The organism is Cytobacillus sp. FSL R7-0680 (assembly GCF_038009245.1).
In the GTDB taxonomy this organism is placed as follows: domain Bacteria; phylum Bacillota; class Bacilli; order Bacillales; family Cytobacillaceae; genus Cytobacillus; species Cytobacillus kochii.
The window spans coordinates 3054927-3067974 of record NZ_JBBPAO010000001.1 but is presented as its reverse complement, the minus strand read 5'-3'; the positions used below and the strand labels follow the sequence as shown (position 1 = coordinate 3067974).

14 protein-coding genes are annotated in these 13048 nt (G+C 39.7%); 13 read left to right on the top strand and 1 reads right to left on the bottom strand.

The window, feature by feature from the left end; translation table 11 throughout:
* Positions 1-10 precede the first annotated feature (10 nt).
* From MKY26_RS15345 to MKY26_RS15320, 6 genes are read left to right on the top strand one after another with little or no spacing between them, the layout of a single operon-like run.
* Positions 11-1033 carry a methionine ABC transporter ATP-binding protein gene (locus MKY26_RS15345; RefSeq protein ID WP_095371675.1) on the top strand — a complete coding sequence of 341 codons (1023 nt, stop codon included), beginning with the start codon at positions 11-13 and terminating at the stop codon, positions 1031-1033.
* Entirely contained in the window at positions 1023-1685 is a 663-nt protein-coding gene (locus MKY26_RS15340) for a methionine ABC transporter permease (RefSeq protein WP_322909783.1), read from the top strand. Before MKY26_RS15345 ends, MKY26_RS15340 begins: the two co-directional genes overlap by 11 nt.
* 13 nt (positions 1686-1698) lie before the next feature.
* Positions 1699-2580 carry a MetQ/NlpA family ABC transporter substrate-binding protein gene (locus MKY26_RS15335; protein ID WP_322909782.1) on the top strand — a complete coding sequence of 294 codons (882 nt, stop codon included), beginning with the start codon at positions 1699-1701 and terminating at the stop codon, positions 2578-2580.
* A gap of 14 nt (positions 2581-2594) precedes the next feature.
* Positions 2595-3980 carry an LLM class flavin-dependent oxidoreductase gene (locus MKY26_RS15330; RefSeq protein ID WP_341098050.1) on the top strand — a complete coding sequence of 462 codons (1386 nt, stop codon included), beginning with the start codon at positions 2595-2597 and terminating at the stop codon, positions 3978-3980.
* A 12-nt stretch (positions 3981-3992) separates the two neighbouring features.
* Positions 3993-4985 carry an aldo/keto reductase gene (locus tag MKY26_RS15325; RefSeq protein ID WP_341098049.1) on the top strand — a complete coding sequence of 331 codons (993 nt, stop codon included), beginning with the start codon at positions 3993-3995 and terminating at the stop codon, positions 4983-4985.
* Positions 4986-6158, top strand: coding sequence for an acyl-CoA dehydrogenase family protein (locus MKY26_RS15320; RefSeq protein WP_341098048.1), 1173 nt, complete (start codon positions 4986-4988; stop codon positions 6156-6158).
* Positions 6159-6266: 108 nt separating this feature from the next.
* Here the strand turns inward: MKY26_RS15320 and MKY26_RS15315 are convergent, their stop codons facing one another.
* On the bottom strand, positions 6267-6713 hold the full coding sequence (locus tag MKY26_RS15315; RefSeq protein WP_341098047.1) for a hypothetical protein: 447 nt from the start codon (positions 6711-6713) through the stop codon (positions 6267-6269).
* Between the two features lie 171 nt (positions 6714-6884).
* On the opposite strand from MKY26_RS15315, the gene MKY26_RS15310 reads away from it, so the two are divergent.
* From MKY26_RS15310 to MKY26_RS15280, 7 genes are all read left to right on the top strand, one after another.
* Positions 6885-7607, top strand: coding sequence for a GntR family transcriptional regulator (locus MKY26_RS15310; RefSeq protein WP_341098046.1), 723 nt, complete (start codon positions 6885-6887; stop codon positions 7605-7607).
* A 171-nt stretch (positions 7608-7778) separates the two neighbouring features.
* A complete protein-coding gene (locus tag MKY26_RS15305; RefSeq protein ID WP_341098695.1) occupies positions 7779-8843 on the top strand; it encodes an ABC transporter substrate-binding protein in 1065 nt (354 codons plus the stop codon).
* Positions 8844-8858: 15 nt separating this feature from the next.
* A complete protein-coding gene (locus MKY26_RS15300; RefSeq protein ID WP_224936671.1) occupies positions 8859-9926 on the top strand; it encodes an ABC transporter ATP-binding protein in 1068 nt (355 codons plus the stop codon).
* A 4-nt stretch (positions 9927-9930) separates the two neighbouring features.
* Entirely contained in the window at positions 9931-10845 is a 915-nt protein-coding gene (locus MKY26_RS15295) for an ABC transporter permease (RefSeq protein WP_322909775.1), read from the top strand.
* Positions 10842-11642 (top strand): ABC transporter permease, encoded by an 801-nt coding sequence (locus tag MKY26_RS15290; RefSeq protein WP_341098044.1) that lies wholly within the window; start codon positions 10842-10844, stop codon positions 11640-11642. Before MKY26_RS15295 ends, MKY26_RS15290 begins: the two co-directional genes overlap by 4 nt.
* A gap of 13 nt (positions 11643-11655) precedes the next feature.
* Positions 11656-11979 carry a (2Fe-2S)-binding protein gene (locus MKY26_RS15285; protein WP_341098043.1) on the top strand — a complete coding sequence of 108 codons (324 nt, stop codon included), beginning with the start codon at positions 11656-11658 and terminating at the stop codon, positions 11977-11979.
* Complete coding sequence (locus MKY26_RS15280; RefSeq protein ID WP_341098042.1) at positions 11969-13027, top strand: NAD(P)/FAD-dependent oxidoreductase; 1059 nt, start codon at positions 11969-11971, stop codon at positions 13025-13027. Before MKY26_RS15285 ends, MKY26_RS15280 begins: the two co-directional genes overlap by 11 nt.
* The last annotated feature ends 21 nt before the right edge of the window (positions 13028-13048 follow it).

Below are 13048 nucleotides of genomic sequence, written 5' to 3'. Positions count from 1 at the left end.
GGGAAATGGTTTGATTCGATTTACAAATGTAAGTAAAACATTTGGTACAAAGGAGAACGTCGTAAAAGCCGTTCAAGATGTGAGTTTAGAGGTAGAAAAAGGGGAAATTTTTGGGGTGATTGGCTTCAGTGGCGCAGGGAAAAGCACATTATTGCGTCTAGTTAATCTGCTTGAGCGGCCAACTTCAGGGGAAATCGTAGTCAATGAAAAGAGAATAGATGCACTCTCCCAGAAGGAGCTGCGCCAACTAAGAAGTGGCATTGGGATGATCTTTCAATCTTTTAATCTTTTTAGTTCGAGAACGGTGTATGGCAATATTGCATACCCACTTAAGCTTGCCGGTTGGCCAAAAGCAAAACTAGATCAAAGAGTAAAGGAAATGCTGAAGTTCGTTGGTTTAGAGGATAAGGCAAATAAATATCCGGAAAGCCTATCAGGGGGGCAAAAGCAAAGGGTAGGCATCGCACGTGCCTTAGCAACATCACCAGACATTCTCATTTGTGATGAAGCCACATCTGCTCTTGATCCAGAAACAACTGAGGAAATTCTCCAGCTACTATTGAAGGTGAATAAAGAGTATAACATTACGATTATGTTGATTACCCATGAGATGCATGTGATTAAGAGAGTTTGTAATCGTGTGGCTGTCATGGAGGATGGCAGAGTGATAGAAGAAGGTCAAGTATTTAATGTGTTTACGAAACCACAGCACGAGACGACCAAGAATTTTATTCGCTCCGTCCAGAATGACCAACTTTCCTCACATCTATTAGAAAAATTACAAGAGAGCAAGCGTGGGAAACTGTATCGCATTATTTATAAAGAGGGGGTCAGTAATCAGCCCATCCTATCAAAAATTAGTAAGAAATATCAGGTGGAATTCAATATCCTCTATGGCAATATTAGTGAACTGCAAGAAAGATTGTTTGGTAGTTTAATAGTCGAGTTCATTGGTGAGGAAGCAGAAGTAAATCAGGTGATTGAGGAATTAGAAAAAATAGTTGAGTTGAAGGAGGTACATTATGCAAGTTGATTGGGCGACATTTTGGCCAAGAATTATCGAAGCCACTGGGGAAACGATTTTGATGGTAATTCTGACTTTAATCTTTGCTACCATTCTCGGCCTCGTAATTGGTTTGTTACTCTTTGTCTCGCGGAAAGGCAATATTTTAGAGAATCGCTGGGTTTTCTATTCATTGAACTTATTGATTAATATTATCAGACCGATTCCATTTATCATTTTTCTCGTTGCCATTAGTCCATTTACGAGAATGGTTATGGGAACAACGATAGGGACGGCAGCGGCGGTATTGCCGATGACGATTGCCGCAGCTTTTGCCGTTGCTAGAATTGTTGAGAATAACCTCGTCTCAATAGATCCCGGAATTATTGAAGCGGCACAGGCAATGGGCGCGAGTCCTATACGAATTATCTTTACGGTTCTTATCCCGGAAGCGCTTGGACCACTCATTCTTGGTATTACATTCATCACTGTTGGGCTAATCGACTTCTCTGCTATGGCTGGTACAGTTGGTGGCGGCGGATTGGGTGATTTAGCGATGACGTATGGATATCAACGATTTGATACTTCAGTCATGATTGTCACGGTTGTCATCCTTATTTTACTTGTGCAAATCGCGCAGTTCTTAGGAAATATGCTTTCAAGATTCTTTTTAAGAAGATAAAGGGGTGTTTTGAATGAAGAAAAGAAAGTTTGTTTTCATATTAGTACTATTACTTGCAACATTTTTAAGTGGGTGTGGTTCCGATTCAGCTTCGGGTGATACGAAGCATGTCAAAATCGGTGTTACAGGATCAGACGGTCAATATTGGCAAATTATTCAGGAGAGAGCGAAGGAAGAAGGTATTGAAGTGGAGTTGGTCGAGTTTTCCGATTATACATTACCGAATAATGCCTTAATAAACGGGGAAATTGACGTGAACTCCTTCCAACATTTAGCGTTCTTAAGTCAGTTTATTGTTGAAAATGACGATGCAGATATCAAACCGATTGGCTCAACGGTCGTTGCACCGATGGGATTATACTCAGAAAAATATGAGAGCCCAGAAGATATACCTGATGGTGCGACAATTGCCATTCCGAATGACCCTGCTAACACAGGCAGAGGATTAAAAGTATTAGAAGAAGCTGGCTTGATAACATTGAAGGAGGATGTTGGCTTATATCCAACACCTGATGATATTGTAGACAATCCACGCAATATAGAGATTTTGACAGTTGTCGCTCAACAAACACCGAGAGTCTTACCTGACGTTGCCGCTTCAATTATTAATAGTGGGATTGCTGGTCAAGCAGGCTATCTACTAGAGGATGCGATTTATCATGATGATCCACATAGCGAAGAAACAAGACCTTACTTAAATGTTTTTGCGGTTCGTGGGGAGGATGCGGAGGATAAGACATATCAAACGATTGCCAGAATTTATCAAGAAGAAAAAGTAGTTGAGGCTGTAAAGGAAGATTCCAATGGCGGGAATGTTGTCGTTGATATTCCTATTCCTGAATTACAGGATACGCTTGATCAATTATTAGAAGATATCAAATCTGGTAAACAGTAGAAAGGAGAGAGTCGATGAGTAAGCAAATCCAATTGAATGCATTTGAAATGGCAGGTGCGATGCATAATTCACATGGGTTATGGAAGCACCCGCAAAGTAAAAGGCATCTCCATTACAATGATTTGTCTTATTGGACAGATTTAGCAAAGCTATTAGAAAGGGGCAAGTTTGACGCCCTTTTCTTTGCTGATGTGGCCGGTGTATATGATGTGTATCAAGATAGTAAAGAACCAGCTATAAGAGACGGTTTGCAATTTCCCTTAAATGATCCAGCGATGATCATTTCGGCGATGGCAAGTGTGACAACTGACTTATCATTTGCTGTGACAGTTAGTACGACATATGAACATCCTTTTAGTCATGCCCGCCGGCTTTCGACTTTAGATCATCTAACAAAAGGAAGAATTGCGTGGAACATCGTGACTTCTTATTTGCCAAATGCAGCGAGAAATTATGGTTTGAAAAATATGGTCAAACATGATGAACGCTACGAGCGGGCAGATGAATTTTTACAGGTAGTCTATCAATTATGGGAAGGTAGTTGGGAAGATGGAGCTATTATTGCAGATGTCGAACGAGGGATATTAGTTGATCCTGATAAAGTCCACCCTATAAACCATGAGGGTCAGTATTATCAAGTAGAGGGCCCACATATGACAGACCCTTCTTTACAAAGAACACCAGTGATTTATCAAGCAGGTACATCTGTAAGAGGAAAAGAATTCGCTGCTACGCATGCAGAGTGTGTTTTTATTGGTGGCCCAACAAATGAGAAAATACGTGAGCATATTAAGGATATAAAAGCACGTGCAGAAAGACACGGTAGAAATCCTGAACATATAAAGTTTTATACCTTTTTAAATGTGATTGTTGCGGAAACGAACGAAGAAGCGGAAGCGAAATATGAAACGTATCAAAAACTGTGGAGTGCGGAGGCTGCAAAGGCACAGTATGGTGGTTCGAGTGGCTATGATTTATCACAATATACCGATTTAGATGGTTATTTTGAATACAAGCATACGGAACATGGACAATCGCGAGCAGCGTCACTAACAAAGGATGCGCCGAAAAAATTGACGGTGCGGGAAGTGTTGAACCGTTTTGAAACAATCAATCGTGATCATGTAATTGTCGGTAATCCTCAGGAAGTAGCTGATGCTATCCAATTTTTCTTTGAAGATACGGAAATTGATGGCTTTAACTTAGCACATTTTGTCACTCCGCAAGATTTACAGGAGTTCATTGATTTAGTGGTTCCTGAGTTGCAAGCGAGAGGATTGTATAAAAAAGATTATACAGAAGGAACTTTCCGTGAAAAAATATTTGGTAATGGGCAGCGGTTATTACCTAGCGGACATCCGGGGAGTAAATATCGACGAACGTATACAACAAAACTTTAAGGGGCGATAACCGTGACGGAACGATTTGTAGGGAAGACGGGTATAAAGGTGTCCAATCTTTGTTTTGGCACAATGTCCTTCGGTGGAAATGCAGATGAACAGACATCGAAAGAAATGTTTCATTTAACGAGAGAGGCAGGCATTAATTTTTTTGATACAGCCAACGTATATAGCCAGGGAAGATCAGAAGAAATCTTAGGAGAATGTATCGCTAATTGTCGCAATGAGGTCATTATTTCTTCTAAAGTAGGTTTTCCCGTTGGTAAGGATATGAATAGTAAAGGAGCCTCCAGACGCCATATTTTTCAAGCAGTGGAAGGTAGTTTAAGGAGACTAAAGACGGATAGGATTGAATTTTATTTCATCCATTTGTTTGACCCTCATACAAATATAGAAGAAACCGTTCGGGCGCTTGATGATTTACAAAGGCAAGGAAAGATCCTATATCCGGCGGTAAGTAATTGGTCAGCATGGCAAATAATGAAGGCCCTTGGTATTTCGGCGAGAAAAGAGCTTGCCCGATTTGAACTTATTCAACCGATGTACAATTTAGTGAAGCGCCAAGCGGAAGTGGAACTCTTACCGTTAGCTAAGGAGGAGCAGTTAGGGGTTATTTCCTACAGCCCTTTAGGTGGTGGATTATTGACTGGAAAGTATAATCATGACAACTTACCAACGCAAGGAAGATTGATTGAACAAAAAAATTATGCAAGAAGGTATGGAACAAAGCAATACTATACGACGACCGATCAGTTTATAAAATTGGCACAAGAATACGGTTATCATCCAGCATCATTAGCCGTAGCTTGGGTGCTGAGGAATCCAGCGATTACGGCCCCCATCATCGGAGCACGAAATGTGGAACAATTACAGAATGGCATCCGTGCACGAGAGATTCACTTAAGTGATGAATTATATGAAGCGATTACTCAATTATCAGACACGCCACCCCTTTCAACAGACCATAGTCGTGAGGAAGATTTATTTAAGGGGGTGAGACAATAAATGCTTCAAACGAAAATAAAGGATGTGCATATTCGTAATGAACGAGAAGCAGCTATAGCGGAGAAATACGATAAAATTGCAGAGAGACTGGAGGAATACGCAGACGAAAATGATGAAAAAGGTATGTTCCCTTATGCTTCTTTTGCTATTTTAAGAGAGGCAGGCTTCTTTTCGTTGACCGTTCCGCAGAAATACGGTGGATATGAGGCTTCATTATATGAAATGGCGATTGCTTTAGAGCGGTTAGCTAAAGGTGATGGTGCGGTTGCCCTTGCGGCAGGTTGGCAATCTTGTTTATTCCTGAATTATCGGGAAGGGAATCGTTGGAAAGAAGAGGTGTTTGCGAAGGTCTGCCAAGATGTGGTACAAAACGGAGACATTCTAAATATATTTGCCACTGAGAAGAAAGGTGGAAATATTTTTAGAGGAAGCCAGCCAGAGACGATTGCGAGAAGAACGGCAGGTGGATACCTCATTTCAGGGGAAAAAACGTTTGCAACATTGGCACCAATTGCTGATCCTTTGATTGTGATGGCTTGGGTCGAGGATGAAGGTGTACTTGGGGAATTCCTCATTCGCAAATCAGATAAAGTAGTAGTGAAAGAAACCTGGAATACAATTGGCATGCGTTCGACAGGCAGTGATACGATTGTATTAAATGAAGTATTCGTATCAGAGGAGTCACTGCTAGCAAAAGCAACTGGCAAGGACGGAGGCTTAAAAAACCGCTCCACCTTTCTGTTTATCGCCTCAGTCTTTCTTGGTGTTGCCCATGCAGCCAGAGATTTTATTATCGACTTTGCCAAACATCAACAAGCAGGCAGTTTAAATAAACCCATAGCCGAAGTCCCCCACATTCAGCAAAAAATCGGTGAAATCGAAATTAACTTAACCACATCCCGTACATTACTATATTCACTAGCAGACAAATGGGATCGTTTTCCCCAACAAAGAGATCACTTACTAAATGACTTTCAAGCAGCGAAATATACCATCTGTCATCAAGCTATACGAATTGTGGAAATCGCCATGAGAATTGCAGGTGGAAGAGGATTGTCGAAAGACTTTAAATTAGAACGACTTTTCCGAGATGTGCAATGTGGCCTGTCCATGCATCCGGCTGATGATATGATTGTGCAGGGGTTGGCGAGATCTGTATTATATTCTGAGTAACGGATTCTTCAAAAAGAAAATAAGGCACCAAGTGGGAGGGGAAAATGCGAGACAAGTAAAAAAACGCGACCAGCCCTTAATGTTAAAGGGATAGTCGCTTTTTGCATCTCATTGACAATAAGGGTGCCACGGCATATATGCACACCAAGGTGGTTTTCCACCAGGTGTTCCGCCACCTGGATTAGGCATCCCGCCACCGCCGCCAGGTGCACCTCCTCCCGGTTGTCCGGTTGGTCCACCAGGTGTTCCGCCACCGCCGCCTGCACCACCAGTTACTTCAGGTGGTGGGGTAAATCCGAGTGGTGTTAATCCAGTTAGTTCTGCGCGATTAATCCTCATAAATTCTGGCACATGACTACCAGGGCGATAAACATTGAGCGTCACCACTCCTGTAGCTGCATCAAAACCTAATAATTGAGCAACAACCCATCCAAGCCCGGTGATGTGCACTCGAATATATTGATTTTGAAATTGATTAAGATTCTGAGTGGCTTCACCTGGTGACCAAAGAGTGGGTTGTGTTCTATACACATGATAATAATTATATGGATACATACCTAATCTCCCCAATCCATTTTTCTTCAGCATAGTGTATGCCTAGATAGCTAGTATGGTGAGGGGGATTTTGTAAGGTTGAATTATCAGAAAACATTGACAAATGAAACAAGTCAGCTTAAACTTATGATTTATAAAGTTATAATATTATAATCTGAGGAGTATACATATATGGAAATTAATAAAGATTCACATCTCCCATTATATCGCCAAGTGGAGCAGGTGTTGGAGTATAAAATAAGTTCAGGTCAGTGGGATGAGGGTTTTCAATTGCCCACTGAACAGGAGTTGGCTACATTATTTAATATTAGTACGATAACAGTAAAGAGGGCAATTATTGAGCTGGTCAATAAAGGCTTTTTGATGAGACAACGAGGGAAAGGGACATTTGTTTTAGGGAAAAGAAAAGAACAAGATATTAATCAATTAATCTCGTTAACAACTGACCAATCGGAGTCGCATCCCCATGAGTTGTTACACTTTGCTATAGAGATAGCTTCTAGTGAAATTGTTGAGAAGATGAAGTTGAATCATGGTGATCAGGTGGTAAGAATTGAACGTTTAAAGCTTGTTGATGGTGAACCGATATCGTTGGAATATACATATTTACCATATGTTCATTGTCTTGGAATAACAAGTGAAGATATTAATAATGATTTAATTTACAACATGTTACGCCATAAGTTTCATATCAATTTAGGAAAAGCTAAGCTTTTTATAAAGCCTTATATAGCTACAGGTAAACAAGCAGAGGTATTAGGTATTTCTGAGAATACAGCAGTATTTGAGTGGGAACGATTTACATACTCTAAGGAAAAGGAAATCGTGGAATACTCAATGTTTTATGTGAGACCGGACAAAGAAACTTATTTTACAGAAGTTGATTTTAATTAATGGAGAGAGACGTTTGCTTGTTTTTTCTCCTTTACCCTATAAAAGTTATAATATCATATTATTATATTTTTATTATTAAATTACTGAATATTTAAAATTAAAAATCTATTATAGGTAATTAGGCAATCTAATTATAAATGAAGTCAATCTAATGATGGGGGTATGGAAGTGATGAAGAAATGGATGGTTATCGTAATCGTTGGACTGTTACTTTTGGTTGCAGGATGTGGTGAATCGACTGAGTCAAGTGGTGAGGAGAAACAACAAACACTTGTATTAGCTGCATATGGTGGTAGCTATGAACAAAAGATGAAGGAAGTGTTGATTCCAAAATTTGAAAAAGAAAATAATGTAAAAGTGACTTACATTACAGGTAGCTCTGTTGATACGCTATCCAAAATTCAGGCACAAAAGGATAATCCACAAATTGATGTCGTTTTTCTTGATGATGGACCACAGGCACAAGCAAAATCATTTGGGTTATTAGCTCCTTTAGATGAAGAAATCGTTACGAATTTAGCTCATTTATATGATATTGCTAAGGACAAAGATAATATTGGGGTTGGGTTTGGATTTATTACTACAGGTCTTGCATATAACAAAAAGTATTTTGATGAAAATGGCTGGGAACCCCCAACTTCATGGAATGATTTAGCTGATCCTAAGTATAAAGGCAAGTTAGTATTGCCTTCAATTGCGAATACTTATGGCGTTCACACATTATTAATGGCTTCACTTGCCAATGGCGGAAGTATAGAAGACATGGAGCCAGGTTTTGAGAAGATGAAAGAAATCGCGCAAAACACTATTACTTTTGACAAAACTGCCGATGTTTCTAATTACTTCTTACAAGGGCAAGCGGTTGCAAGTGCCTGGGGGAGTAGTCGTGTCCTAACATTACAAGATTCGGGTTTTCCGATTGAATATATTACCCCGGAAGAAGGGGCGCCAGCCTTAATGGCAACTGTTAGTGTTGTGAAAGATGCCCCAAATCAAGAGTTAGCACAGAAATTTGTTAATTTCGTTTTAGATGAGGAAGCGCAGCAATTATTTGCAGCTGAGTTATTCGATGGCCCAGCTAATAAAGAAGTTGAGTTAGATGAAGAGGTAGCAAGTAAAGTCGTGTACGGCGAAGAAGAGATTGCTAAGCTAATTAAAGTTGATTGGGAAGTAGTGAATAGTAAGCGTGCTGAATGGACAGAGCGTGCGAATAAAGAAATTGAAGTATCACATTAAGGAGGTGAATCAATTATGGGTTACTTGAGGATAAACAATTTAGTGAAAACATTCAATCGTACAGAAGTAGTGAAGGATCTAACCTTAGAAATTAGTAAGGGGGAGTTAATTTCTTTTCTTGGTCCATCTGGATGTGGGAAAACAACGACATTAAATATGATTGCTGGCTTTCTGGATGTCGATGGAGGACGAATAGAGGTAGATGGACAAGCCGTTCATCTGCTTCCTGCTAACAAAAGAGAAATGGGGATGGTATTTCAAAATTATGCGTTATTCCCACATATGACTGTGTTTGACAATATTGCATACGGGCTCAAATTGAGAAAAGTATCAAAGGTAGAAGCAAAAAAAAGAGTGTTAGAAGCATTAGACATGGTTCGGTTAGCTGGCTATGAGAAAAGGTATCCAAAGGAATTATCAGGTGGGCAACAGCAACGGGTATCATTAGCTCGCGCATTAGTAATCAAACCAAAAGTTTTGTTGCTTGATGAACCTTTAAGTAATCTGGATGCGAAGCTACGACAAGAAATGCGTGAAGAGATAGTGGATATTCAAAAGCAAGTAGGTATCACGACTATTTTTGTTACACATGACCAAGAAGAGGCCTTAGCCATATCTGACCGGATTGCCGTGATGTATGAAGGGCGAATTGAACAAGTCGATGATCCAATAACCATCTATAATCAACCTAAAACGGACTTTGTCTCTCAATTTATTGGAGAAGTCAATAAAATACAAGGCGTAGTAGTAGGCGGGGAGAATGGGAATGAAAGTAGAGTTAATTTCTACGGAGATGAACAGTTACTTCCTTTCCAACTCCGAACGAATGAGAAACTTGATTTTTTTGTTCGACCAGAAAAAATTGTCATTACTCAAAAACATGAGGGAGAGGGATTTCAATCGATCGTAATGAAGAAAATGTTCTTAGGTGCTAAAACAAGGTATTTCCTTAAAGTAGAAGATAAAGATTTAATTGCAGACATTCCGAATACAGCTTTAAATCCACACTCAATTATAGAAGGCAGTAAAGTGCAAACCTTCTGGCAAGCAGAGGATATCCTGCCTTCTAGGAATGTGAGGTAAGGAAATGGAGTTAAATACACGCGTAGATAATGAAATCGTCCTTATGCAAAAGAAAAAGAACCTTAAAAAACGGAGAGATACATGGTTGCTGCTCATTCCTACACTAGCTATCTTTCTTTTCTTTTTCTTGCTCCCCTTGTTCTTTTTATTTGTTACTAGCTTTAAAACGTTTGATGCTGGTACTGGGATTGGCAATCAGTGGACGCTAGCGAATTATATTCAATTTTTGTCTGATCCTTTTTATATAAGTGTGCTTTGGCGAACAATAAAAATTGGTTTGATTACGACAATCATTACAATTATTATTTCTTATCCTGTTGCCTACCAAATAACGAAGGCCAAGCCTCGGATGAAAAATTATTTAACATTGCTGGTTCTGTCTCCTTTGTTAATTAGTATGGTTATTCGTTGTTATGGTTGGGTCATCTTACTATCGAATAATGGGGTGATTAATCAAACCCTAATGACAACGGGATTGATTAATGAACCGGCTCCCTTACTTTATAGTGAATTTAGTGTAATTGTCGGAATGGTACATGTGCTGTTTCCTTATATGGTGTTAAGTATTATGGGGGCTTTAGAGAGAATTGATCCTTCTATTATTCGCGCTTCAAAAAACTTAGGGGCAAGTAACTTAAGAACGTTTGTGTCGATTGTATTGCCATTAACTTTACCCGGCATTTTCGCAGGCTCGGTAATGGTCTTTAGTTTAAGCGTTAGTTCCTTCGTTACTCCATCTATTCTAGGGGGACCACAAGTGAAAGTGATGTCCTATATTACTTATGAACAGGTGGCTGTTATGATGAACTGGCCTTATGGTGGGGCGATTGGCTTCTTATTGATCTTAGTTGCTACCATCACCATCCTTATATACAGTAAAGTCCTTAGCAAATCGGAAAAAGGGGTGGCGATCCAATGAAGAAAAAGTTACCGAGCATATTACTAAGTCTTTCTTGTTTAATAGTGTATTTATTCTTATTGGCACCCATTGTCGTCGTTTTATTATCATCTTTAACCACGACAGAATATATCGTTTTTCCATCTGAAGGCGTTACTTTGAGATGGTATATAGAGCTAATCGAACATCCGGAATTTATCGATTCCTTCATCTTAAGTATCAGTGTAGCTTTTGGCACAGCAATCATTGCAACAATCATTGGTACCATGTCTGCTTTAGCAGTTGTTCGAAGGGAGTTTAAGGGGAAAAATGCGATTGTACAGTTAATTGGTTCACCCTTACTTATACCTTCAGTTGTCTTTGGTGTGGCGCTATTACAATTTTACTCATGGATTGGACTAGCAACAAGCCCACTGTCATTAATCCTTGGACATATTATATTAACTGTTCCATTTGTAATGAGATTAGTTGTTGCTAGTTTAGTTGGGTTTGACCGAGTGATTGAACAGGCCGCAATGAATCTAGGCGCCAGTTCTATTCGAGTGTTTTTTGAAATCACTTTACCGGTGATTAAGTCCGGGGTTATTGCAGGAGCCATCTTTGCATTCATTACATCGTTTGACGACTTAACCGTAGCCCTCTTTATCGTAAGTACGGATGTAGTGACATTACCGGTACGAATCTATACGTATATGCAATATCAATATGATCCCATTATCGCCTCGGTGTCTAGCATCATGATCATTATGACGGTCGTTCTAATGATTATAATTGAGCGGGTGATGGGAGTAGGGAAAATATTCTCTTCTAAAAATTAGAGAGGTGAAAGTCGTGCATATAAAAGAGCATCCAATATTAGGTGAGCAATTGAACAAACCCATTACTATTTATTTGAATGAGCAACCCCTTGAAGCCTATGAAAACCAATCGATTGCTGGTGCATTAATGGCCAATGATGTGAAGAAGCTAGGGCAAAGTAGGAAGCTCGTTCAAGCAAGGGGAATGTTTTGTTCAAAGGGTAGATGTTGTAGTTGTTATATGACTGTGGACGGAGAAGATCACGTGAAAACCTGTATGAGGAAAGTAAGAGATGGGATGAAAATAAGTGAAGGGCTAGAAGACCCCGAATTAAGGAGAGATATTGATGAAGGCTGACGTATTAATTATTGGAGCTGGTCCCGCCGGTTTAACTGCAGCCTATGAAGTAGCCAAGACAGGTCTATGTGTTCTAATCATCGATGAACATCAACAAGCAGGCGGGCAATTATGGCAACAAAGCCAAATGTTAGCTTTACCCGATATATTCCCAAACATGAGAGGTTTTGAGCTTGCTCAATTTTTAGTGGAACGGTTAGAAGAACTGGCAGTGGAGTGGTTGTTAGGTCATCGTGTCATTGGTGTATATGAAGATGGACAGATTGGTGTGACAAATGATAAAGATGTTTTCCCGGTATTTGCTGAAAAAATCATCATCGCAACAGGGGCAGCTGAAAATGCGATACCTTTTCCTAAATGGACCTTACCAGGTGTGATGACGATAGGAGCAGCACAAAGTGTAGTGAATCGGGATCGAGTAAAACCAGGATCTTCAGCAGTGATTTATGGTGATAACTCCTTTGCCAGCGATGTTTGTGAACTTCTGCTTAGTGTAGAAGTAAATATCGTCGCTATAGTAAAACAAAACAAACAGTTAGGAAACCCCACTTTCGTGGATATGAATATACCGTTGTATGAAAATAGCTCAATTATGGAGGCTAGAGGCAATGGGAAGCTAGAAGAAATTGACATACAAACTCCTCATGGGATGATCACCTTAAAGCCTGACATCGTTCTAATAGATGGGGGACAATCTCCTATATTAGATATCGTGTATCAATTGGACTGTGCCCTTAGATATCAAGCAGAACTCGGGGGTTGGCTTCCTGTTTACAATCATCAACTTCAAACAAGTAAGGATCATGTATATGTCACAGGAAATGCAGCTGGAGTCAGTAATCATTCCGCACTTATTCTAACGGGAATGTTAGCGGCTGCTAGCGTGTGTGAAGCGCTTCAATCATTACCGCCAGAAAAAACTGAAGTAGTAAGGAATTCGCTATATAGTAAGTTAGAGAATGAAGAAGAGAGCGATATATTTTCAGCAAGAAAAGAGCATATTAAACAATTTTCCACACCACAATTAAAAGATCAATTTATTTCTTAGATTATTAAAATTGAAGATAAG